Origin of the sequence: Coprobacter fastidiosus, assembly GCF_030296935.1 — a bacterium.
Taxonomy (GTDB): domain Bacteria; phylum Bacteroidota; class Bacteroidia; order Bacteroidales; family Coprobacteraceae; genus Coprobacter; species Coprobacter fastidiosus.
This window is the reverse complement of the sequence record NZ_AP028032.1, coordinates 1431732-1456416: the sequence shown is the minus strand read 5'-3', so window position 1 is coordinate 1456416 and position 24685 is coordinate 1431732. Positions and strand designations below refer to the sequence as shown.

Here is a 24685-nt window from a genome sequence, read left to right as displayed (position 1 = left end):
TTCTAATGAAAAAACAATTCATGCCGGATAAAAACTTTTATAAGTTCAGTGCTTGGCTGAGTTTAGCTCGGGGTTGATTTGAGAATTTTTTATTGTAAAATTTAGACAGGTTCTTAGTTGGAATTGATATGTCGATGTATGGAAATAGATAGAAAAATGTACTTTTGCGGTAGTCTTTAAATAAAAGCAGATATGAATACGTTTGTAGAGTTGAGAAAAATTCGTTTTTATGCTTATCATGGTGTTGCTGAACAAGAACGATGTGTAGGAAATGATTATGAAATATATGTTAAAGTAAAATATCCTTTCAAGGATGCTATGGAGACGGATAATTTGGACGCTACGCTTAACTATGCGCAGTTGTATGAAATTATTTGTCGGGAAATGAAGATTCCTTCTCATTTGTTAGAGCATGTTGCGGGGAGAATCATACGTGCGATACAAACAGAGTTTCCTCTTTCTGAGGGGGGAATATTGAGTATTTCGAAACAAAAACCCCCTATATCCGGAGATATAGAGGGTGCATCTGTTATTGTTGAATGGTAAGCTATTAGAATAAGATACCGTATTCTGATATAAATAGATCGAGTTTAAGGTTTTTGTTCTCGACCTGCAGTTTATTTTAAATTTAGTTTTTTAGCGATGTCTTTGGGTATGGCTTTTTTGTTAACTACCATATTCATAGTTTTATAAAGAACATACGGCTCTGATGCGTAAAAAAATCCTTTATATACACCGCCATCGCCCCATGAGTTTTTTACTTTATAATAAGTCGTTCCGTTTTGATCGATGGCTTTTCCTACAATTTGCATGCCGTGGTCATCGGTCGTTTCAAACTTGTCGTATGCAGCTTGACGGAGCTCTTGAGTAATTTCTTGCTCTTTTCCCGGACCTTTCTGTTTTGCTGCTTTTCTTTCCTCTGGAGATAGTGTTGTCCAGCGGGCTTTTTCTGTTCCGGCTTCACTTTCGATCTTCTTTTCTTCAGGAATTACAGCATAACCTTTGTTGTAGTTGAATCCTTTTTCACTGACATCGGCTGCCCAGAAAATAGTATATCCATTATCTATGGCGTTATTTAAAATGCGGTCAAAGTCATTTAACGGGACATTGTACGATTCTCCCCATGCCCAGTTGTCAGGAACTTCTATTGCAAATGTCTCGTAGAACGGATGATGAGTGAAAGAGGTGACTGATACGTAATCGTCTATATTCAGACCGAGAGATTCTGCAAAAGATTTGGGTGTGTATTCTTTCCCTTGATAAGTGAACTTTTCTGGGAATTTACCCAGATAAGCATCAAGAATTCCGTTAAATCCTTCTTTCCATGCTGGCGTAATTTGTGATTTGCGATCAACGATAGTCTTAATATATGCAGAAAGTACGGCATCCAATTCTCCGTGGTTGTGTTTTGTCGAACCGTAATTAAGTCCCGAGTATGCTTCTTCAGGAACTATTCCGTACTTTTTGATAATATTCATGACATCATGAGTCGCTCCTCCTGCACTGAAGTTTCCGGTTCCGTGCATACGTACATATTTTTCGGCTTTTTCTAAATATGTCATTCTGACTATAAACATTTCTGAAAGATCGACTTCAGGCTTACCTTGTCGCAACATTTCGCTTTCTAAAAATGCCAAACCGGAAAAACTCCAGCATGTACCTGAGCGGCTCTGATCTTTTACAGGCGTGTATTTGGCAATCTTAGTATCGGTGAATTCGTACCCGTCGGTTTTTGCTTTTTCTTTGTCGTTTTTCGGTTCTTGTGCCCAGCTATAAGATATAAATAGCAGACAAAGGGAAATCGATATTAAATTTTTTATCATAACATATATTGGTTTTAGGTAAGCATAATATAAAAAGTGGGTCAAAGATAACATTTCATTTTTGTATAAGAGGTTAAAATTGGCTGATTTTTCAGGAATATTCTTTTTATCTCTCTAAATATGACTATTTTTGTTTTATAACTTATTGTACGATTATGATGCGATTATGTCTGTTGTTATTATGTTTTTGGATGGTTGTTCCGGTTAAAGGACAAAAAAAGATATATAGAACCGAAGCTCTTGATCCGTTGATCCAGACTTTGCAAGTACGTGTAGAGAATGCTCCTTTATACCCTCCGATAATTTCTTTACGAGGTGATGACCGAATTATCGTTTCATTTGATCAGTTTGTCGATGATCCGCAATATTTGAGTTATAGTGTAATTCATTGTAATGCGGATTGGACTCGTTCGGGCTTATCTGAATTGGAATATTTAGATGGTTTTAACAACCGTCCGGTAGAATATTCAGAAATGTCTCTCAGTACATATAGAAACTATATTCATTATAAAATTGTACTGCCGAATGAATCGATGAGGTTCAAAGTTTCCGGGAATTATGTGGTAATCGTATATCCCGAAGATGAGCCAGATAAAGTACTGTTGCATGCTTGTTTTTCTATTTCTTCAGATCAAGTGTCGGTGCCTTGTCGCATCTTGACAAAAACAGATATCGATTATAATAAGGCTCATCAACAAATAGAGTTTAATGTACAATATCCTCATTATGATATTCGTAGTCCGCAAACTGAATTGAAGATTTATGTCTCGCAGAATAATCGTCGTGATAATGAAGTGCTTATAACACATCCGCTCTATGTCAAATCCAGAGAGTTGGTCTATGCTCATAATAAGGACCTTATTTTTGAAGCAGGAAATGAATACCGCCGTTTTGAGATGGTAACGACGAAGTATAAAGGAATGAGAGTAGCCGAACTGCGTTATTATGATCCGTATTTTAATGTGACGCTTTTTCCGGATTTCCCGAGGGCTGGAAAAAATTATCTCTATGACCAAACTCAAAATGGGCGGTTTACGATCCGCGAGAGCGATGCGGTTGATAGTGACCTTGAAGCAGATTATTTTATAGTTCACTTTTCTTTGGATTACGATAAACCGTTATTGGATGGCAATATTTATTTGGAGGGAGAGTTTACACATGACTTGTTTAATGATCGGAGTCAAATGATATATAATCCGGATACTCGCCGGTATGAAAAAACTCTGTTTTTAAAACAAGGAGCATATAATTATCAATACCTCTATTTACCTTTCGGACAGATGAAGGCGACTCCTTCTCTTATTGAAGGGAATTATGTGGATACTAAAAATGAATATTTGATTAAGGTTTATCATCGAGTACAAGGAGAACGGTATGACCGTTTGATCGGGATAGGACGTTGTATTCTTTAATGGCGTTTAAAGTTCGGTTATGTGTTTATTGCATAGAATATTTAAAGAAAGATATCAATTGTCTGGAGATAATGTTTCTCTTCTTTTTGAGAATATGGAGCAAATTACATTTTCTAAAAGAGATATTATACAGAAAGAGGGACGGCTGAGCTTCTATCTTTATTTTGTGGAAAGAGGTATTGTGCGCAGTTTTATATCAAGAGAAAACAAAGATGTGACGATATATATAGTTGCGGAAGGAGATACTCCTCTGGATTCGGTGGGACTGACTGAAATTTTGAACTCCAAATTCTCGATAGAGGCTATTGAAGATGTTGTTCTTTGGAGAATACATAAAAAACAATTAAAAAGTTTGTGTAGCAATTCTGTAGTTTTTGCTAATTTTTGTAGGCAATTATTGGAGACTCAGATGAGGGAAATCGAAGTTTATTGGACTGAATATTACTGGATGGACAAGAAGGAACAGTATAAGCTTATGCTGAAACGGCAACCTGAAATTTTTCAACGGATTTCACTGAAAGATATAGCTTCTTATTTAAATGTTACTCCACAATCGTTGAGTAGAATTAGAACCTTGATCGATTAATTATCTTATGGTAAATACTTCATATTAGATACTTGTTATTTTTGTCTCCGAAAATTTAAATTTGGAGAATAAGATGATGAAAGGTTATTTATTTTTAATTATTGCGATTATTTTAGAAACGATAGGAACATCTTTACTTAAAGCATCCGACCAATTTACAAAATTGTTTCCATCTCTCGGTGCGATAATAGCTTATATCGGGTGTTTTTATATTTTGAGTTTATCCCTTAAAACGATTCCGATAGGTATTGCTTATGGAATTTGGGCAGGGGCAGGTATCGTGTTGGTTATGCTTGTCGGTTTTTGTTTTTTTAAACAGATTCCGGATTTTGTGGCAGTATTGGGAACGATACTTATTATTTCCGGAATAGTAGTTATTAATGTTTTTTCAAAAATGGGGATTCATTAAATTTGTTTTGAATCTGTTTAGACTAGTTCTTAGCTATAATATTATTGCTAAATTGTTTTTTTGACATAATAAACCATTTTAGCCTTTTTTAGTCTGTATTTAATATAAATGTAATTCGTTGATTAACCTGTTTCGAATTATTTTGAAACAGTTCTTATTATTCTGCGAAAGTATAGAAAGGTGCTATATTTCATTGTGGCTATTATTTTGTCTAACTATTAAATATAAATTTATGGGTTCATCAAAACTTTCTTCGGAGACAGAAAGAATTGTCTTTCTCGATTATTTACGAGTATTTGCCATGTTTTTGGTATTTGGCGTTCATGCATCGGAAAGTGTTTATTCCGATGGTACGTTAAATTTTTTATTTAAAAATGAAACTGACAGACTCAGTGTTTCATTTATGAGTAGTTTTTCTCGTTATGGAGTAGATTTGTATGTAATGGCATCAGCATTCCTTTTATTACCGCTTAAAACAGACAGTAAAACGTTTTTTAGACGGCGTTTTACTCGGGTTGTCATCCCTTTTATTTTTTGGTTATTGATGTATGCGTTTTTGCCCTGTTTATGGGGTGCATGTGATGTTGCGCAATTGAAGGATTATCTCGTACAATTATGTGTAAACACGATTCCGCCAGCTAACCATTTGTGGTTTATATATATGCTTATCGGTCTTTACATGTTAATGCCAATCTTGTCTCCGTGGCTTAAACAGGTGAGCCGTAGAGGAGAAGAATGTTTTCTGTTAGTATGGTTATTAACGACGGTGATTTCTTTTATTCATGACCGTTTTGGCTATATGTATGGAGAGATGCCCGGATATCCTTACGGAATGTTCTATTACTTTTCCGGATTTATCGGATTTTTGGTATTAGCTCATTATATCCGTAATTATGTGAACTGGTCGATGAAAAAGACTCTGATTATTTCTATCCCGTTATTTTTAGCCGGTTATGCTATGTGTGTATATTCTTTTTATAACCGTTCGTTTTATGTCGATTGTGTCGAAGATTTGGAACATGGCTGGGATAATACCGGTATGGCAACAGTTATGATGGCTATCGGGGCATTTATGTTAATTAAAAAGATTACATATTCCAAAGGATTTCTTTATAAGTTGGTAAAAGATATTTCTCTTAAAAGTTACGGTATGTATTTGGTGCATATGATGTTTCTTCCGTTTATATATGCTTATTTAAGTTCTGTGTTACCAACTCCTTGGACGATATTTCTGTCGGTTTTAATTACTTATGTTGTAAGTTATTTAGCTGTAAAAATAATTTCATTTATTCCAAATAGTAAATATATTATTGGGTAAACGAGAAATGGGAGGGACAAGATCGTTCCTCTCTCTTTTTTTATGATAATCATTTTTGCTTTTTTTGATATAAAAAATAATGTTTTTTGTAATAATAGGTATAATAGATAATTTGGGTATAGATAAAAGAAAGATAATCAAAAGAGTGACATAATTTGCTAAAACCTGAGGACGAGTAAATTAATTACGGAAAAAATTCTTTATATTATATATGTTTTATAACAGAATTGTTATCTTTGCACACAAATTAAAAAATCTATTTATTACAACATGGCGAATGTGATAAAGTTAAAAAAAGGCTTGGATATACCTTTGGAAGGAAAGCCGGTCAAAGAGGTCGTTGATGCTCCGAGAAGCGAGTATTATGCTCTTATTCCGGATGACTTTCACGGGGTAATTCCTAAGGTAATTGTGAAAGCCGGTGATCATGTAGATGCGGGAACACCGTTGATGTATGATAAAAATCGCCCGGAAGTGAAGTTTGTTTCTCCAGTAAGCGGAGAAGTCGTAGCAGTAAACCGGGGAGAACGACGTAAAGTGCTGGATATAACGATAAAGTCTGATAATGAACAGACTTATGTCGATTTTGGAAAAGTTGATTTGACGAAACTCTCGGGAGAACAAGTGAAAGAATTTGTTCTCAATGCCGGATTGTTTCCGTTCATTAAGCAGCGTCCTTATGATATAATCGCCAATCCGGAAGTATCTCCTCGTGATATTTTTGTTTCGGCTTGGGATTCTGCCCCTTTAGCCCCTGACTTTGCTTTTGTATCGAAGGGTGAAGAGAAAAATTTTCAAGCAGGATTGGACGCATTGAAGAAGATGACGGCAGGAAAGGTTTATGTAGGTATGTCAGTTCAAAATACGGTTGATATATCTGGGGTAGAAACTGTTCTCTTTGAAGGACCGCATCCTGCCGGGAATGTTGGAGTACAGATTCAGCATATTGCACCTATCAACAAAGGTGAAGTCGTTTGGACACTAAGTGCTTTTGACGTATTGTTGATAGGTCGGTTTTTTAATACCGGGAAAGTCGATTTTTCCCGAATCGTTGCCGTGACGGGATCGGAGATTGTTAAACCGATATATGTGCGTACTGTTGCCGGAGCTCGCTTAGACAGTATATTGGGAAATAACGTCAAAAAAAGTAATTATAATCAACGTTTTATAAGCGGGAATGTCCTTACGGGAGTAAAGGTCGATCCAATGGGGTATTTACGAATGCCTCATAGCCAGTTGACCGTTATACCTGAAGGCGATGATTGTAATGAATTTTTCGGATGGGCGACTCCCGGACTTGATAAATATAGTGTAAGCCACAGTTATTTTACATGGTTGTTGGGACGAAAAAAAGAGTATGCTTTGGATGCTCGTCTGCATGGTGGTGAACGGGCTATTATTATGTCGGGGGAGTATGATAAGGTGTTCCCGATGGATATTTTACCGGAGTTTCTGATTAAAGCGGTTATTGCTTTTGATATTGATAAAATGGAAAATCTTGGTATTTATGAGGTTGCTCCCGAAGATTTTGCATTATGTGAATTTGTTGACACATCGAAACTCGAAATTCAGAAAATTATCCGTAACGGACTCGATCAGTTAATGAAAGAGATGAATTAAGCAGACATAAACCTATTTAAATAAAACTCACATTGAAAGCTTTAAGAAATTATATCAATAGAATTAAACCTAATTTTGAACCGGGCGGGAAGTTTTCGATGTTTCAATCTGTCTTTGAAGGGTTTGAAACATTCCTTTTTGTCCCGAATACAACGTCAAAATCAGGTGTGCATATTCATGACAGCATCGATACGAAACGTACCATGACTGTAGTGATTATTGCTTTACTTCCGGCTCTGTTATTCGGAATGTATAATGTCGGTTATCAACATTATTTGGCGATAGGAGAGTTAGCTCAGACCGGATTTTGGATGACTTTCCTTTTCGGATTTTTAGCCGTACTTCCTAAGATTATCGTTTCTTATGTCGTCGGATTAGGAATCGAATTTGCGGTAGCACAAATGCGAGGACATGAAATTCAGGAAGGTTTTTTGGTTTCGGGGATTCTTATTCCGATGATTGTTCCTATCGACACTCCATTATGGATGATTGCAGTCGCTACGGCTTTTGCAGTTATTTTTGCTAAGGAAGTGTTCGGCGGAACAGGAATGAATGTATTTAATGTTGCTTTGATTACCCGGGCATTCCTTTTCTTCGCTTATCCTTCCAAGATGTCAGGTGATTCTGTTTTTGTTCGTACTTCCGATACATTCGGTTTAGGAGCTGGTCAAGTTGTAGAGGGTTTTTCCGGAGCAACTCCGTTGGGGCAGGTTGCAACATATACGGCGGCCAATGGTGATCTTACGTTAGTGAATATTTTGGGAGAAAAAATTTCTACTTTAGATTCTTTTTTAGGCCTTATTCCCGGTTCTATCGGAGAGACTTCTACGTTGGCTATTTTGATCGGTGCGGCGATTCTTCTTTTTACAGGAATAGCCAATTGGCGGATCATGTTTTCTGTTTTTGTAGGAGGCTTGTTTATGGGATATATTGCGAATCTTTTTGCTTCACCGACATATCCCGGCTCATTCCTTTCTCCATTGGATCAGATTTGTCTCGGCGGATTTGCTTTTGCTGCTGTGTTTATGGCTACCGATCCGGTAACAGGAGCACGTACGACATTAGGAAAATATATATACGGTTTTTTGATCGGGGTTATTGCTATAATTATTCGTGTATATAATAACGGTTATCCAGAAGGAGCTATGTTGGCAGTATTGCTGATGAATGTTTTCGCTCCTTTGATTGATTATTTCGTTGTGGAAGCGAATATGAAAAAGAGATTGAAAAGAGCTAAAACTAACGCATAAAAAAGAGAATCATGAACAAGCAGAGTAATGTATATACAATAATATATGCTTCGGTGATGGTGATCGTTGTTGCCGCCGTATTAGCTTATACAGCTTTATTGCTGAAAGAACCGCAGACTAAAAATGTGGAAATTGATAAAATGAAACAGATCTTGAGTTCGGTGAATATTGCATCCGATGCGACAAATGCTCAGGAACTGTATAAAAAATATATAGTAAATACGTATGTCATCAATGCCGATGGAGAAAAAATCGATGGAGTAAATGCATTTGACGTAAATACGGCTAATCAGGTGAAAAAAGCCTCATCGGATAGAGAGTTGCCGGTTTTTGTCTGTAGATTGGAAGATGGTTCTGAAAAATATGTTATTCCGATGAATGGCGCTGGATTGTGGGGGCCTATCTGGGGATATGTTTCTGTCGATAAAGATGGAAATACCATTTATGGAGCTTATTTTGCACATCAGGGCGAAACTCCGGGATTAGGAGCTGAGATTGAGAAACCTATGTTTTCAGATCAGTATAAAGGTAAGCATTTATTTATTGACGGTGAATTTAAGTCGATTGCTGTAGAGAAAAAAGGACAGAAACCTGTCGATGGGGCTGAATATGTAGATGCTATCTCCGGGGGAACGATTACGAGTAAAGGTGTACAAGATATGATGAAAAATAGTCTTGAACCATATCAGAATTTTTTTAAGTCATTAAAATAAGTGGAGAAATAGATATGTTATCCAAGAAAAATAAAGAAATCCTTTTAGGTCCGCTCTCCAAAAATAACCCGGTCATAGTACAGATATTGGGTATCTGTTCGGCTTTGGCTGTAACGGCAAAATTGGAGCCGGCTTTTGTTATGGCAATTTCTGTAACGGCTGTTGTCGCTTTTGCTAATGTGATAATCTCGTTGTTACGCAATACGATTCCTAACAGCATTCGTATTATTGTTCAATTGGTTGTTGTCGCTGCGTTGGTGATCATTGTCGATCAGGTGTTGAAAGCTTATGCTTATGATGTAAGCAAGCAGCTTTCGGTGTTTGTAGGATTAATTATAACCAACTGTATATTGATGGGACGTCTTGAGGCATTTGCGTTGGGGCATGGCCCGTGGGAATCTTTTCTTGACGGAATAGGCAATGGTATCGGTTACGGACTGATCCTTGTTATTGTGGCTTTTTTTCGTGAGTTGTTAGGTTCTGGAACTCTCTGGGGCTATCAAGTCGTTCCTGACATATTTTATAAATGGGGTTATGAAAATAACGGGTTGATGATATTACCTCCGATGGCATTGATTACGGTAGCATGTATTATTTGGATACATCGTTCCCGAAATAAAGATTTGCAGGAGAAGTAACACATAATTAATGCAGTAGAAAATGGAAAATTTGAATTTATTTATTCGGTCTATATTCATAGACAATATGATATTCGCCTACTTTTTAGGTATGTGTTCTTATCTGGCAGTTTCTAAAAATGTGAAAACGGCGATAGGTTTGGGTATTGCGGTGACATTTGTTTTGGCAATTACCCTTCCTGTGAATTATTTGCTTGAAAATTATATATTGAAATCGGGTGCTCTTTCTTGGTTGGGAGAGGAGTATAAAGGTGTTGATCTGAGTTTCTTAAGCTTAATTTTGTTTATTGCTGTTATTGCCTCTATGGTACAGTTGGTAGAAATGGTAGTTGAGAAATACTCTCCCTCTCTATATGCTTCGCTAGGTATATTTTTACCTTTAATTGCCGTAAATTGCGCGATTCTTGGAGGATCGTTATTTATGCAACAGCGAGAATTCCCGAATGTCGGTACGGCTACCGTGTATGGCATCGGTTCTGGTATCGGGTGGATGCTTGCAATTGTGGGCATTGCTGCAATTCGTGAAAAACTGGCATACTCGAATGTTCCGGCTCCTCTTCGGGGTATTGGCATTACTTTTATTATAACCGGACTAATGGGGATTGCTTTCATGAGTTTTCTGGGGATTAAACTTTAATTGTATTCTAAAATTATAAACGATGATCGAATTAATGATGAGTAATCTCACTATATTGGCAGCAGTTGTAATCTTTTTAATATTGACTCTTTTGCTTGTTGCAATATTATTGCTTGCCAAAGCTAAGTTGACTCCTTCCGGAGAATTGAAGATACGTATTAACGGGGAGCGGGAGGTGATTACTTCTGCCGGTTCTACGCTGTTATCTTCTTTGGCTGCGAATAAGATATTTTTACCTTCTGCTTGCGGCGGTGGTGGAAGTTGTGGCATGTGTCGCTGTCAGGTAGAAGAAGGCGGTGGCGAAATTCTTCCTACAGAGGTGGGCTTTTTTACCCGAAAACAGATTAAAGATCATTATCGCTTGGCATGTCAAGTAAAAGTGAAAAATGATTTGGAAATAAAAATACCGCAATCAATATTGGGTATTAAGAAATGGGAATGTGAAGTCGTTTCGAATAACAATGTGGCATCCTTTATTAAGGAGTTTGTCGTTCGTCTGCCTGAAGGAGAAACATTGAATTTTCAGCCCGGTAGTTATATTCAGATTGATGTTCCTAAATACGATATTAAGTTTGCGGATATGGATATTGATGACAAATATCGTGATGAATGGGATAAATTTAAGATGTGGGGATTAGTTTGTAAAAATGATGAGGAAACTTATCGGGCTTATTCTATGGCGAATCATCCGGCAGAAGGAAATATCGTTATGCTGAATATTCGTATTGCGACACCGCCGTTCGATCGAAATACCGGGACATGGGCGGCTGGTATTAAACCGGGTATCTGTTCTTCTTACATCTTTTCGCGTAAACCCGGAGATAAAGTTACGGTTTCAGGACCTTATGGCGAATTTCATATTTTGAATACAAAGAGAGAAATGTTGTATATAGGTGGAGGAGCTGGTATGGCGCCATTGCGTTCGCATTTGCTGCATCTGTTTAAGACATTGAAGACAACGGATCGTAAGATATCATATTGGTATGGAGCTCGTTCTCGCCGTGAGATTTTCTATGAAGAAGATTTTAGAGCTATCGAACGCGATTTCCCGAACTTCTCTTTCCATATCGCTTTGTCCGACCCTCAGCCTGAAGACAATTGGACAGGGTATACCGGTTTTATTCATCAGGTTATTTATGATCATTATTTGAAAGATCATGATGCTCCTGAAGATATTGAATATTACATGTGTGGTCCTGGACCTATGGCTAATGCTGTGAAAAAAATGTTATGGGACTTAGGAGTTCCTCGAGAAATGTTGATGTATGATGATTTTGGTGCGTAATTGTAAATGAAATATATCAGATACCCGGAGGTTTGCTTCGGGTATTTTTTTGTGTTTGTTTTATGGTTGTTAAATTCGAATTTTGACCGAATAGGGGAATAATAAATATGATAGACAAAAGAATTATTTAAAAAGTCGGAAAGCCCCTTTTTGTTATTTATAGTTTAAAAGTAAAAGGTGTGAAATTATCCTTATGCTTTGATAGAAAAAAGAAATAACCTCAGGTTTATTGAATGATATTTTATTAAAGACTTGCAAATTGTATGTTAAGAAACAAAGAGCAGAGGGAATGGCCTCTTATTAAGGGCAGTTTAAGAGCTACACGGACAAAGTTTGAGAAAAATCCATGTGAATACTCAGTTCTCTTTTCGATAAGGGATAAAAAGGGAGTGTTGATGGTATTGAACTTATGCCAATAGATTCGAAAATTGTATTAACAGTATTGCAACTAAATGACACTCCTGCCCCTTTCAATAAGAGAACTTACTGATAACCGTCAACAACATTGTTATAGGCTGTAAGAAAACGCAAGAATAATCCAATAACGTTTTTCTTATTAAAAAATTTAAATTGACTTTAAGAAGATATGCCTTGTCGAAGACTATTTTTTCACTTGTAATGCAGATAATATTTTAGAAAAAATCTCAGTATTGTCCTGTACTCCTCTGAATAATTGAGCTTGTGGCCCGTATGCATATACCGGAACCATAATAGGACTATGTCCGCTGGTTGCGAAGTGAGCTTTAATATATCCTTTTTCTATGTTTCCATTACTTAAAGACATGCCACCGGTTTCATGATCTGCTGTAATGATAACTAAAGTTTCTCCATTTTTATCGGCGAACTTTAAAGCTTCTTCTACAGCTTTATCAAAATCTAGAACTTCTCGAACCACATTTTCAATAACATTATTATGACTTGCCCAATCGATTTGTGCTCCCTCTACCATCAGAAAAAATCCCTTTTTTGATTTGTTAGATAAAAATTTGATGGCTTGGGCCGTTGTTTCTTTAAGATAGTTCGGGTCACGGCCTTCGCTGATAAATTTGGCATTCATCTCATCACATATCAAGGCAATTTTTTCTGCCTCCATCGATAAGGGTAGATTTTTGTAATCATGCAACACCTTAAAATTTTTCTTTTTTAGTGCGTCTAATTTCTCTGGATTGTTTTTTTCAAAATCTTTTACACTGCTTCCGGCAATAAATAATGCTTTAGTATTGACCAAATCTTCTAATATCTCTTTAGTCATATTTCGCTTGATCTGATGTGCGTAAAATGCCGATGGCGTAGCACCTGTTATTTTATCGGTAGTTACGATTCCTGTTGCGTATCCGAGAGGGGACAAAATTTCTGTCATGTTCGGTAACTTATTGCCTAAAGAATCTACACCTATACATCCATTTTTAGTTTTTTTGCCTGTTGCGTATGCTGTTCCTGCAGCTGCAGAATCGGTAATGAAATCATTGAGAGAGAATGTTTTTATTAAACCGATGTTTTTTAAATTAGAGATTGTCAATGTATTGTGATTTGCATACATTCCGGCCGAGGTTTGAGCTAATCCCATACCGTCTCCTATCAGTAAAATTACATTTTTAACAGGTTTATTTAAACCGTCATTTTTATAATTGGGTTTATAATCTGTGTGAAATTCCGTATTTTGGTATGAAGAAGGAGCTTTTGTCTTTTCTTTATTTTGTGAGAAAGCTACGGTTACACAAAAAAAGACAAATAAAAAAGAGAAAATTTTGTTTTTCATAATGGATTAACTAAAAGTGTTTATTTTAATTTTGATGTAAGCAAAGTTAATAAGTAAAAACCAAGTTTGTTATTAACGCGCTGTTAATTATTTACTACAAATGGATTAAATTATACATTCACAACGTTGGAGAATCGTTGGTTATGTGTTAGAAAAAAGAATATAATATCTTATCTTTTGTTATATTTGTGTACTTATTTAAAAGATTGGTAAATTAAGATAGATTCATGAACCGAAAAATATTCTTTTCTCTATTAGTCGGTGTTTCGGTAATAGCCGAGACCGCTTTTGCTCAGATTTCCGGAGGTATAGATGATGCAATGATGCAAGGAATAAAAAACGCTTATAAAAATACATCGGCAGACAAGGCTATACGTAATGCATTAAATGCTAATAGCATACAGAAGTTGGCTGTAAGTGCGGATCAGAAGGATGTTATAGATGGATATTTTTCTGATCGGGTATATTCCCGTGGAGTTACTGATCAAAAAGCATCGGGGCGGTGTTGGCTATTTACCGGATTGAATGTATTTCGGGCGAAGATGATAGATAAATATAAATTACCGGAATTTGAGTTTTCCCAGAATTATAATTTTTTTTACGATCAGTTGGAGAAGGCTAATTTGTTTCTTCAAGGAGTTATCGATACACGTCAGAAGCCGATGTCTGATCAAATGGTCGAATGGTTGTTTAAGAATCCGTTGAGTGATGGAGGACAGTTTACCGGAATATCTGATATTATAGGTAAATATGGAGTTGTTCCGAAAGAAGTTATGAATGAAACATTTGCCAGCAATAATACTTCGCAAATGGCTTCTCTGCTGAAACTTAAATTACGGGAATATGGTTTGCAACTTCGTGAATTACCTGTTCAGACAGATATGGAGGATATAAAAAGAATAAAAACTGAGATGTTGGGCACTATGTATCGAATGTTAGTGTTAAATCTCGGAGAACCGCCGCTTGAGTTTACTTGGACAAGAAAAGATATAAATGGAAAACCGGTGGAGACTAAACAATATACGCCGAAGTCATTTTATAATGAATATATAGGAAAAGATTTGACAAACGGTTATGTTATGTTAATGAATGACCCGACACGGGAATATTATAAGTTGTATGAAATAGATTATGACCGTCACATGTATGATGGTTATAATTGGAGATATGTAAATCTTCCAGTAGAAGATATAAAGAAAATGGCGATAGCATCTATAAAAGATAGTACGGCAATGTATTTTTCTTGTGATGTGACAAAGTTTTTAAATCGGGATAAAGGAACTTTGGATTTGAATAATTATGATTATGAATCATTGATGGGTACTACTTTCGGAATGAATAAAAAACAGCGTGTGCAATCTTTTGCGAGCGGCTCTTCACATGCGATGACTTTAGTTGCCGTAGATCTGGATGATTCGGGGAACCCGATAAAATGGTTATTGGAAAATAGTTGGGGGGCAACTAATGGATATAAAGGACATTTGATAATGACTGATCGTTGGTTTGATGAGTATATGTTCCGCCTTGTTGTAGAAAAAAAATATGTTCCTAAGAAAATATTGAATATTTTGAGTCAAACTCCGGTACGTTTACCGGCTTGGGATCCGATGTTTGCTCCAGAAAAGTAATGAACTGTGTGAATATGGATACGATTCGTTGGGGAATTATAGGTTGTGGAGATGTCTGTGAAAAGAAAAGCGGACCGGCATTTTATAAAATAGAGCATTCTGAGCTGAACGCTGTAATGAGGCGGGATGCTGTAAAGGTCAAGGATTTTGCTCTCAGGCATCATGTTCAGAAATATTATACCGATGTTCAGGATATAATTTCTGATCCGGATATAGATGCGATATATGTCGCTACACCGCCGAATACGCATAAAGAATATTCTATAAAGGCAATGCGTGCAGGCAAGCCCGTGTATGTGGAGAAACCGATGGCGATGAGTTATGAAGAATGCCGTGAAATGATCGTGGTCGCTCGAGAAACCGGACAAAAGCTTTTTCCTGCGTTTTATCGTCGTGCATTACCATATTTTATTCAAATAAAGTCTTTATTAGAAAAGCAAGCTATCGGGGATATTCTTTTGGTTACAGTTTCTCTTAATAAGACTCCGTTAGAGTCGGATCTCATTCCGGATAAACACTCTTGGCGAGTAGATCGGCAAATTGCAGGTGAAGGATATTTTTATGATCTGGCTCCTCATACGTTCGATATTCTCGATTTTCTTTTGGGGGAGATTGTGGATGCAAAAGGTTTCTCCGCTAATCTTGCCGGTTTTTATGATGTGAAAGATACTTTTTCTGCTTCTTTTTATTTTAAGTCGGGAATAATAGGTTCAGGGCATTGGTGCTTTGCCGTTGCCTCGAATATGGAACGGGATATAGTAGAAATCATCGGTACGAAAGGGAAAATTGTTTTTGCAACATTTTCTTTTGCACCTATACGGTTAGAAACAGATTCTGGTGCCAAAGTTTTTGAGTTTATTCTTCCGGAGCATATCGAACAACCTTTGATTCAGAAAGTTGTAGATGAATTAAGGGGAGTCGGTAGTTCTCCTTCGACAGATGAAAGCGGAGCACGTACCGCTAGGGTGATGGATTGGATTTTAAAAGGAAAATGATGTCCTGATTAAAAGATCGGGACTATTGTTTTTTCTGTACTATTATCGTTTGACAATAAGTATAAATACGGTTGAGAAGTTGCTGAAAGATATATGCGATTAAAATACTTGTCAACAAATATAAGATTCCGATTGGTACTCCTAGATTTTGTTCTACGATTTTTTCTTCACCAATTAGGCCGAAAAAAGCTCCTCGTATAAACGAATGGATAGCAAACAGGTAAAAAGATATTTTACCCATAAATTCCCAAAATGATTTGATCGGAAAGTTTCGGAAAAGGGGAATGAATGCTAAAGGGAACAAAAGAGATGAAAATAACCAAAAATACGCATTGACATTACTACATAAAAATAGTATCATTAATATAATGGGAATTGAAGGTTTGCATGTAGTAACGGGTTTTTTAGCATAATAAATGCCTAAACAGAATATCGGTAACCATCCTATGCTATTGTATCGTAAGCGGAATAAAATATTTTCCCATCCCCAAAATATAGTTATTGCTTGTATAAACAATGCCGATAAACTTATTATAAGCAGAAACCGGTTACTTTTTTTATGTAATAAGAAAATATATATAATATATAATTGGAGTATAGCTCCGAAAAACCACCATGGACCGCTAACGACAAATTCTTTACCGGGAATCAATGTTTGTGTGAATGTTATAATGGATAAATATTCTCCGATGTGATCGGTCAGCGTTTCCCATAGGCCATTCCCATATTTTATCATTTTGACGAGTACAGAGAGCGGTATTAGCGGTATTATGACCTTCCAGAAACGTAATATTCTTTTCCAGATGAAATGTATTTTCTCTATATTGGAAAATTCTTTAGACGAATATTTTATCGTTAATCCATATCCGCTGAGAAATATAAATAAAGCGACTCCGTAATGTCCGAAAAAAGAAAAAAAGTCGGTGAAAAGGGAAGTGATGTTTATCGGTGAAAAGGAATCTATAACGGATTTAAGGTAATAATTGGTATTTTCGATGTTGAAAAAAAATTCATTTTCAATAGGGGCTTGGGGTAATACATGATAAAAGTTATGTAAAACAATCAAAAGAATAGCCATTCCTTTGAATCGATTCGTGTCGTTGTATGATATAGGAGAAATAAGCATTTGTAATTTGTTATAAAGGCTAAGAAAAGAAAAGCATGAAAAACTGTTTTTTCATGCTTTTAATAGAAGTGACCCCGACAGGACTCAAACCTGTGACCTTCAGAACCGGAATCTGACGTTCTATTCACTAAACTACGGGGCCAAATGCGTGGCAAAAGTAAGAAATATTTGTAGCTTTGCAAAAAGTTTTCACGAAAAGTTTTTAATGCCTATGGATGTTCGTATAGAGAAAAGTTGGAAAGACCGGTTACAGAATGAATTTGATAAACCGTACTTCGAGCAACTTACTGATTTTGTTCGTCGCGAGTATAGAACTTCAACTGTATATCCTCCTGGAAATCAAATGTTCAGAGCTTTTGATATCTGTCCTTTTGATAAGGTAAAAGTTGTTATTTTAGGGCAAGATCCTTATCATGAACCGCGTCAGGCGCATGGGTTATGTTTTTCGGTGAACGATGGTATTCCTTTTCCGCCTTCTCTTCTCAATATTTTTAAAGAGATTGAGTCTGATCTTGGTATTCCTATGCCCAAAAGCGGAGATTTGACTCGTTGGGCTGATCAAGGTGTTTTGCTTTTAAATGCAACGTTAACAGTGAGAGCACATCAAGCAGGCTCTCATCAGAATAAGGGTTGGGAGCAGTTTACGGATGCCGTTATTCATCGATTGGCAGAAGAGCGAGAACACCTTGTCTTTATTTTGTGGGGATCATATGCACAACGTAAAGGGGATTTTATCGATCGTTCGAAGCATTTGGTTTTAAAATCTCCTCACCCGTCTCCTTTGTCTGCGCATAGAGGCTTTTTCGGTAATGGGCATTTTAGTAAGGCAAATGCATACCTAAAAGAGCATGGAATAGAGCCTATTCAATGGTAATAAAAATGGGAGAGATGGATATAAATATAGAAGAAAGGGTGCAGAAGGCCGTAGATCTTTTTAAGAGCGGGTATAATTGTTCTCAATCGGTTTTTCTCGCTTACAATGATCTTTTTGCTATCGAAGATACTTTGGCTGCTACATTGTTAGCTCCATTGGGTGGAGGTATGGGACGTCTGAGAGAGGTTTGCGGTGCTGTTTCGGCATCTTTTATGATAATCGGTCTTAAATATCCTGCGAATGATCCGAATGATAAGCCTGCAAAGACCCGTAATTATACTGCAGTTCAGGAACTGGCTGCTGAGTTCAGGAAGAAAAACGGATCGATTGTTTGTCGGGAGTTGTTGGGTTTAGTTCAAAAACAGGATGATCCTGAGCCTTCAGATCGCACGGAAGCGTATTATAAGCGTCGTCCTTGTGCCGATTATGTGGCAGTTGCAGCGCGTATTGTCGGGGAAAAATTGAAGAGTGAATAGTAGATATAATTAGAGAATAAATGCACCAGGAGTTATAAAGTTACATTATTGCCCTTGGTGCATTTTTATTATTATAGATTATTATGATGCTTATAGTCTTGTATTGATTTTTGATACTCTTTCCATGTATTATATTGTTCTTCGGTTAGTATCTTTTTAAGCTTTTTCTCTCTTTTCCGAGTCTCTTTTTTCAGTTTCTCAGGATTCTGTAGCGGTTGGGGATGGGGTCGCATCGGTACTTCATTAAAAAAATTTCTCATAGGGGGACGATCGGGAAATTTATCCTGATTTCTGTCAGGCATAGGAGGAGGCATTATTCCTTGTCTGTTTTTTCGTTGGACATCGATCGATTTTGCCTCTTTCAAATTTAGTTTGAATATTTTTTTGAATTGTTTTTCCGACAGTTGCAGAAGTTTGTCCATCTGTTCAGTCTTTTTCCTGGCTGTTAATTCAGGTGATAGTCGTTCTTGTGGAAAGCCTCTTTTTTCAAATGTTTGAGCTGCAATATCGGTTATGATATTACAGCAAAACAATCCGAATAAGGTAAATAGAATTTTGTGGTTCATCTTATTATATGTTTTGTGTTCGTCCGTGAAAATATTTCTCTTTAAGTGTTTCGACAACATAAATAGATGTAGACAGCTTTTTTATAGATAAAATGCTTGTTTGTTTTTTATATGATAAAGAAAAGCGGAGAATAAATTTTATTCTCCGCTTTTCCTTTATCACTTGTTTTTAACAGAATCAAATTGTGATACCGATAATTCCTTTATCGGAACTTTCAATGAAATTGATCAAATATTTGATTGCCGGACTTTCAGGAATCAATTCCTTGATTCTGAGAAGTGCATTCTCGAGGCTTGTGCCGCATTGGTATATTTGACGATATGCTTTCGCAATATCATCTACTATATTGTCCTTAAATCCTCCGGCTTTAGACATCAATACCGCATTGATTCCATAATAAGTAATCGGATTGTGAGCAGCGACAATAAAAGGAGGTACATCTTTGTTGGCACGGCAACCGTCCCGTAAAAGTGACCAGCTACCTACATGGCATCCGTGTTTCAGAATAACACCGCTTCCTAATATTGCTTTATCATCGAGTTTGCAATTTCCTGCGGTTTTAGTACCATTTCCTAAGATACAGTCATTCCCGATATAGGTATCATGGGCGATATGTACACCTTCTAGTAGGAAGTTTCCATTACCAATAACAGTACTATCTCCTTTATTTGTTGCACGGTTGATAATGACTTTTTCCCGAATTGTATTATTGTCTCCGATGATCAAAAGAGTTTCATCACCTTTAAATTTGAAATCTTGTGGTGCAGCTCCGACGATTGCAGCTTGGTAAACGATATTGTTATTTCCCATACGAGTCCCGTCCAGAATGCTGGCATAAGGCATAATCGTACAATTGTCACCGATTTCTACATTTTTATCGATGTACGCAAACGGATGAATAGTGACATTTTTCCCGATTTTTGCGCTTGAATCGATATAAGCTAATGGACTAATCATATTACATGGAATTTAGGGTTAATTTATTCTGTTCGTCCTCCACCTAAGGCGTGGTATAAATTTACGACAGCTTGTATGCGTTGGAACTCATCCGATATTCCGGATAATTGGGCGCTTAACAATGATTGCTGTGCCGTAAGAACTTCTAGATAAGTAGAAGTCCCTAAAGTTAGCAATTGTTGTGTATATTCGACCGATTTTTCTAAGGAATTTATCTGTTTTTCCCGTTGGATGGTCTTCTCGTTAGCTGCTTGATATTGATAAAGGGCATTGCTGACTTCACTTCCTGCATTTAGTATGGATTGCTGGAAATTGAGAGCAGCTATCTCTTGTTGCGCTTTAGCTGTTTTCAGTTTTGCTAAGTTAGCGCCCCGATAAAATAAAGGTTGAGTCAAAGTTCCAAGAGCAGACATGATCATTTTGGGGACATCGAAAATCGGCATCCCTGTGACACTATTTGTCCATCCTAACGTTCCTGTTATAGATATTTGTGGATAGAAAGCCGATCGCGCTTGATTTGTACTGTAATAAGCTCCGGCCAAAGACATTTCTGCAGCTTTTACGTCTGGACGATTAGCTAATAATTGTATAGGAACTCCGGAATTAAGTACTTCGGGAAGTTTTTGTTCTTCTAATGTCCCTCTTTTGATTTTTTGCGGAGCTTCTTTAAGAACGAGAGAAAGGGAATTTTCTGTTTCTCTGATTTGTTGTTTCAAATCAGGTATTGAGGCTTTAATCATATAACTGTTAGCTTCGCTCTGTACGATTGCCGCCTCATTGACCATTCCGGCTTCTTTCATCGACCGCATGGTCTCGATACTTTTATCCCAGATGATAGAAGTTTCTTCAGTTATAGCCAATTGTTTGTCCAACATCAGTAATGTGTAGTAGCAGTTTGCGATTGTTGCTATTACCTGCGTTTGTACAGCCTGTTTGTAAGCTTTACTTTGTAATAAAGCTACTTTGGCACCTCGCTTTGAATTAAGAAGTTTCCCGAACAAGTCGACCTCCCAGCTTGCAGATATAGGGAGCGTATAAGTCCAGCTTCTTTTAGATCCTTCTAAATGGCTGACTCCTCCTTGTGGTGCAATTGCAAGAGAAGGAGCATAAGCCAGCCGTGCCGACATAAGTCCGGCTTCGGCTGCTTTTACATTTTGTATTGCACTTTGTAGATCAGTATTTTGCTCTAAACCTAATCGGATGAGAGCTTGTAATTGGGGATCGGTGAAGACTTGTTCCCAAGGTAAGTTGCCCATGTTGGTCGTATCCGAAGCGAGAGTATCGTTATCTGATACCGGATCTCGATACAACCCTTGTGTGTCCACTTCAGGACGATCATAGGATTTATATATGTGACAGCTACTCATCATGGCTGCCAGACATACAGTATATAAAATTATTTGTTTCTTCATTTTCTTTTCTTTAATGTGAAAACCTTTATTTGGTATATTGTTCAATCTCTGCCTCGATCTCGCTGTTATCCGTATCGTGCCATTCGATAGGTTTGAATTTTTCCTGTATTATTTCAAATATAACGAAAAGAGCAGGTACGATAAAGATCTGACAAACCATACCGATGAACATACCGCCTACAGCTCCTGTTCCCAGCGTACTGTTTCCATTTGCACCTACACCGTGAGCGAACATCATAGGAAGAAGCCCTATAACCATTGCCAAGGAGGTCATAAGAATAGGACGTAAACGGGCTGCTGCTCCTTGTATCGCAGAATCGACGATACTCATACCTGTTTTTCTACGGTCAAGAGCAAATTCAACGATAAGAATAGCATTCTTTGCCAACAATCCGACCAACATGATTAAAGCGATTTGCAGATAAATATTGTTTTCTACACTCATTATTTGGGCGAAAATAAAACTTCCCGCTAAACCGAACGGTATGGAAAGTATTACTGCCAACGGAAGAATATAACTTTCATATTGGGCACTCAATAGCAGATATACGAAAACAAGACATAAAGCAAAGATTATTACAGTCGTATTGGCTCCTGTGCTTTGTTCTTCCCTCGTTATACCAGAGAATTCGTATCCGTATCCGACAGGCAATGTTTCTGCGGCTACTTCTTCTATAACTTTGATTGCATCTCCTGAGCTGACTCCGGGAACAGGAGACCCGTTTACTTTCATAGAAGTGTACATGTTGAAACGTGTGATATTATCCGGACCGTATACTTTCTTTAATGTTACGAATTGAGTGATCGGAGCCATCTCATTACCATTGCGTACTTTAATACTGTTTAGTGTTTCCGGGCTGATGCGGCTTTGCGGATCGGCTTGGATCATAACACGGTATAGTTTACCGAAACGGTTGAAGTTTGAAGAATACAAACCTCCATAATATCCTTGTAATGTAGTGAGAATATCTCTCGGACTGATGCCGGCTTGCTTACATTTTGCCGCATCAATATCGATCATGTATTGGGGGAATACCGGACTAAATGCTGTTTGTGCTGCCGCAATTTCCGGACGGGCATTCAGCTTTGCTAAGAAATTTTGAGCGACTTCAAAGAAATCGTTCAAATCTCCTCCGGTTTTATCCTGTAAGTTGAGTTCGAAACCGCTACTTACTCCGTAACCCGGAATCATAGGAGGTGCGAAGAAAAGAATCTGTCCTTCATTAAATATTTGGGCAGACTTCCCATATAGCATTTTAATGATATTGTCCGAACTTTCTTCCGAGCTACGCTCTTTCCAATCTTTTAGTTTGACGATGATAGATCCGTAAGAATTACCTTGTCCAGCAACAAAGTTATATCCCGTAATTTGAGTTCGTCCTTTTACGGCCGGGATAGCAGCGATCATGCTGTCAACTTTTTGCATCATGGCATCAGTACGTTCCATAGATGTTCCGGGAGGCATAGATACCATAGCAAAGATTGTTCCTGTATCTTCGTTGGGTACTAGTCCTGTCGGGGTTGATCTCATCAAGAAAACTAATACTATAACGCTAAGGACTACCGTCCCTATAGATAGCCATTTATGATTTATAAAGAACGATGTCTGGCGTTTGTATTTTTTGAGTACGATGTCATATGCCGTGTTGAAAGAAGTGTGAAAACGGTCTATTAAACTCATTTTCTTTTCTCCTTCTTTCTGATGAGGTTTCAAAAACAAAGCACATAATGCCGGACTAAGAGTCAATGCATTGATAGCTGAGAACCCAATGGCTATAGCCATAGTCAATCCGAATTGGCGATAGAATGTACCGGATGTACCTCCCATGAAACTTACAGGGATAAATACGGACATCATTACCAATGTAATAGAAACGATAGCACCACCTAATTCACTCATGGCATCGATGGAAGCTTTACGGGATGATTTATATCCCTGGTCAAGTTTCGCATGGACGCCCTCGACGACGACTATTGCATCATCGACGACTATCGCAATGGCAAGTACCATAGCACATAGAGTCAACAAGTTCAAACTAAATCCGATCAGGTACAAAGCAAAGAATGTACCGATGAGGGCTACCGGGATAGCGATAGCTGGGATCAATGTAGAACGGAAGTCTTGTAAGAATATATATACTACGAAGAATACGAGAATAAATGCTTCGACTAATGTTTTGATAACCTCCTCGATAGAGGCGAAAAGGAAGTCATTGGCATTTAATAAGACTTCAGTTTTTATTCCTGACGGGAATTGTTTTTCCGCTTGAGCAAGATATGCTTCTATATCTTTGATGATTTGGGTTGCATTCGATCCTGCTGTTTGGAATATGATGGTGGTAACACCATTATGTCCGTTGACTTTGTTGTCAAACCCGTATGTTAATCGTCCAAGTTCAATTGTAGCAATGTCCTTTAATCGTAGAATTTCTCCGTTTTCAGTAGCTTTGATAACAATGTCTCCAAACTCTTCTTCGGTTTGTAAACGTCCTTTATATCGCATGACATATTGGAACGACTGATTTCCGTTTTCGCCGAATTGACCTGGTGCAGCTTCGATATTTTGTTCTGCTAAAGCAGCGGATACGTCGGTAGGCATCAATTTATATTGTGCCATAACATCTGGTTTCAACCAGATACGCATGGAATAGTCTGCACCCATCACCATTGCATCTCCGACACCGGGAATACGTTTTACTTCAGGTATGATATTAATGTTTGCATAGTTTTCGAGAAATTTTATATCATATCGATCATCTGTACTATAAATAGCAAATCCCAATAACATACTGGTTTGGCGTTTCTGTGTCGTCACACCGATTTGGGTAACTTCTGACGGCAAGAACCCTTGAGCTTTAGTAACGCGGTTTTGTACGTTTACGGCAGCCATATCCGGATCTGTTCCCTGATTGAAATAGACCTCGATGCTTGCTTCTCCGTTATTAGATGCCGTTGAGGTCATATACATCATATTCTCTACCCCGTTTATCTGTTCTTCCAGAGGTGCGATTACACTATTCAATACAGTTTGGGCATTAGCTCCGGTATAAGTTGCAGATACACGTACGGTAGGGGGGGCGATATCCGGATACTGTGTAATAGGTAAGGATACCAACCCTAATATTCCCAAAATGACTATCAAAATGGAAATAACCGTCGAAAGCACAGGGCGGTTTATAAATCTATCTAGCTTCATATCT

General features: G+C 37.4%; 22 protein-coding genes and 1 tRNA gene. 15 read left to right on the top strand and 8 right to left on the bottom strand.

What is annotated here, in order from left to right; genetic code table 11:
- Positions 1 to 192: 192 nt before the first annotated feature.
- Positions 193 to 546 (top strand): dihydroneopterin aldolase, encoded by a 354-nt coding sequence (gene folB / locus QUE35_RS05755; RefSeq protein WP_022602050.1) that lies wholly within the window; start codon positions 193 to 195, stop codon positions 544 to 546.
- 71 nt (positions 547 to 617) lie between these two features.
- Here folB and QUE35_RS05750 read toward each other — a convergent pair whose 3' ends face one another.
- Positions 618 to 1823 (bottom strand): C1 family peptidase, encoded by a 1206-nt coding sequence (locus QUE35_RS05750; protein ID WP_022602049.1) that lies wholly within the window; start codon positions 1821 to 1823, stop codon positions 618 to 620.
- Between the two features lie 155 nt (positions 1824 to 1978).
- Between QUE35_RS05750 and QUE35_RS05745 the strand changes: the two genes are divergently transcribed.
- From QUE35_RS05745 to nqrF, 10 genes are all read left to right on the top strand, one after another.
- Entirely contained in the window at positions 1979 to 3235 is a 1257-nt protein-coding gene (locus tag QUE35_RS05745; RefSeq protein ID WP_009318792.1) for a type IX secretion system plug protein, read from the top strand.
- Between the two features lie 19 nt (positions 3236 to 3254).
- Positions 3255 to 3821 carry a Crp/Fnr family transcriptional regulator gene (locus QUE35_RS05740; RefSeq protein ID WP_022602047.1) on the top strand — a complete coding sequence of 189 codons (567 nt, stop codon included), beginning with the start codon at positions 3255 to 3257 and terminating at the stop codon, positions 3819 to 3821.
- Between the two features lie 76 nt (positions 3822 to 3897).
- Complete coding sequence (locus QUE35_RS05735; protein WP_031258825.1) at positions 3898 to 4230, top strand: DMT family transporter; 333 nt, start codon at positions 3898 to 3900, stop codon at positions 4228 to 4230.
- 232 nt (positions 4231 to 4462) lie between these two features.
- Complete coding sequence (locus tag QUE35_RS05730) at positions 4463 to 5548, top strand: acyltransferase (protein WP_022602045.1); 1086 nt, start codon at positions 4463 to 4465, stop codon at positions 5546 to 5548.
- A 270-nt stretch (positions 5549 to 5818) separates the two neighbouring features.
- Positions 5819 to 7168, top strand: a complete 1350-nt coding sequence (locus QUE35_RS05725) for a Na(+)-translocating NADH-quinone reductase subunit A (RefSeq protein ID WP_009318797.1) — start codon at positions 5819 to 5821, stop codon at positions 7166 to 7168.
- Between the two features lie 32 nt (positions 7169 to 7200).
- Entirely contained in the window at positions 7201 to 8418 is a 1218-nt protein-coding gene (locus tag QUE35_RS05720; RefSeq protein ID WP_009318798.1) for an NADH:ubiquinone reductase (Na(+)-transporting) subunit B, read from the top strand.
- Between the two features lie 11 nt (positions 8419 to 8429).
- Entirely contained in the window at positions 8430 to 9131 is a 702-nt protein-coding gene (gene nqrC, locus QUE35_RS05715; RefSeq protein WP_009318799.1) for an NADH:ubiquinone reductase (Na(+)-transporting) subunit C, read from the top strand.
- Between the two features lie 14 nt (positions 9132 to 9145).
- Positions 9146 to 9769: an NADH:ubiquinone reductase (Na(+)-transporting) subunit D gene (locus tag QUE35_RS05710; protein ID WP_022390879.1), complete on the top strand. Its 624-nt coding sequence runs from the start codon at positions 9146 to 9148 to the stop codon at positions 9767 to 9769.
- A 22-nt stretch (positions 9770 to 9791) separates the two neighbouring features.
- Positions 9792 to 10406, top strand: a complete 615-nt coding sequence (nqrE, locus tag QUE35_RS05705; protein ID WP_022390880.1) for an NADH:ubiquinone reductase (Na(+)-transporting) subunit E — start codon at positions 9792 to 9794, stop codon at positions 10404 to 10406.
- A gap of 22 nt (positions 10407 to 10428) precedes the next feature.
- Entirely contained in the window at positions 10429 to 11691 is a 1263-nt protein-coding gene (gene nqrF, locus QUE35_RS05700) for an NADH:ubiquinone reductase (Na(+)-transporting) subunit F (RefSeq protein ID WP_022602041.1), read from the top strand.
- Positions 11692 to 12292: 601 nt separating this feature from the next.
- Here the strand turns inward: nqrF and QUE35_RS05695 are convergent.
- Positions 12293 to 13450 carry an alkaline phosphatase gene (locus QUE35_RS05695; RefSeq protein WP_022602039.1) on the bottom strand — a complete coding sequence of 386 codons (1158 nt, stop codon included), beginning with the start codon at positions 13448 to 13450 and terminating at the stop codon, positions 12293 to 12295.
- A 227-nt stretch (positions 13451 to 13677) separates the two neighbouring features.
- Here QUE35_RS05695 and QUE35_RS05690 point away from each other — a divergent pair, with 227 nt between their 5' ends.
- Positions 13678 to 15078 carry a C1 family peptidase gene (locus QUE35_RS05690; protein WP_009318804.1) on the top strand — a complete coding sequence of 467 codons (1401 nt, stop codon included), beginning with the start codon at positions 13678 to 13680 and terminating at the stop codon, positions 15076 to 15078.
- Positions 15078 to 16073, top strand: a complete 996-nt coding sequence (locus QUE35_RS05685) for a Gfo/Idh/MocA family protein (RefSeq protein WP_022602037.1) — start codon at positions 15078 to 15080, stop codon at positions 16071 to 16073. Before QUE35_RS05690 ends, QUE35_RS05685 begins: the two co-directional genes overlap by 1 nt.
- Positions 16074 to 16095: 22 nt before the next feature.
- Here QUE35_RS05685 and QUE35_RS05680 read toward each other — a convergent pair whose 3' ends face one another.
- A complete protein-coding gene (locus QUE35_RS05680) occupies positions 16096 to 17199 on the bottom strand; it encodes an acyltransferase family protein (protein ID WP_022602035.1) in 1104 nt (367 codons plus the stop codon).
- A gap of 69 nt (positions 17200 to 17268) precedes the next feature.
- Positions 17269 to 17341, bottom strand: a tRNA-Arg gene (locus QUE35_RS05675).
- A gap of 69 nt (positions 17342 to 17410) precedes the next feature.
- Between QUE35_RS05675 and ung the strand changes: the two genes are divergently transcribed.
- Complete coding sequence (gene ung, locus QUE35_RS05670) at positions 17411 to 18073, top strand: uracil-DNA glycosylase (protein WP_031258821.1); 663 nt, start codon at positions 17411 to 17413, stop codon at positions 18071 to 18073.
- Between the two features lie 14 nt (positions 18074 to 18087).
- The gene (locus QUE35_RS05665) at positions 18088 to 18549 is read left to right on the top strand and encodes a C-GCAxxG-C-C family protein (RefSeq protein ID WP_009318808.1); all 462 of its coding nucleotides are present in this window, start codon (positions 18088 to 18090) and stop codon (positions 18547 to 18549) included.
- A 71-nt stretch (positions 18550 to 18620) separates the two neighbouring features.
- On the opposite strand, the gene QUE35_RS05660 is transcribed toward QUE35_RS05665, so the two are convergent.
- The 4 genes from QUE35_RS05660 to QUE35_RS05645 all read right to left on the bottom strand — a co-directional run bounded on the left by QUE35_RS05660 (position 18621) and on the right by QUE35_RS05645 (position 24681).
- The gene (locus QUE35_RS05660; protein WP_009318809.1) at positions 18621 to 19115 is read right to left on the bottom strand and encodes a DUF4890 domain-containing protein; all 495 of its coding nucleotides are present in this window, start codon (positions 19113 to 19115) and stop codon (positions 18621 to 18623) included.
- A gap of 178 nt (positions 19116 to 19293) precedes the next feature.
- A complete protein-coding gene (gene lpxA / locus QUE35_RS05655) occupies positions 19294 to 20073 on the bottom strand; it encodes an acyl-ACP--UDP-N-acetylglucosamine O-acyltransferase (protein WP_022602028.1) in 780 nt (259 codons plus the stop codon).
- Positions 20074 to 20096: 23 nt separating this feature from the next.
- Complete coding sequence (locus QUE35_RS05650) at positions 20097 to 21485, bottom strand: TolC family protein (protein ID WP_022602026.1); 1389 nt, start codon at positions 21483 to 21485, stop codon at positions 20097 to 20099.
- A 25-nt stretch (positions 21486 to 21510) separates the two neighbouring features.
- Positions 21511 to 24681 carry an efflux RND transporter permease subunit gene (locus QUE35_RS05645; protein WP_022602024.1) on the bottom strand — a complete coding sequence of 1057 codons (3171 nt, stop codon included), beginning with the start codon at positions 24679 to 24681 and terminating at the stop codon, positions 21511 to 21513.
- Positions 24682 to 24685: the final 4 nt, after the last annotated feature.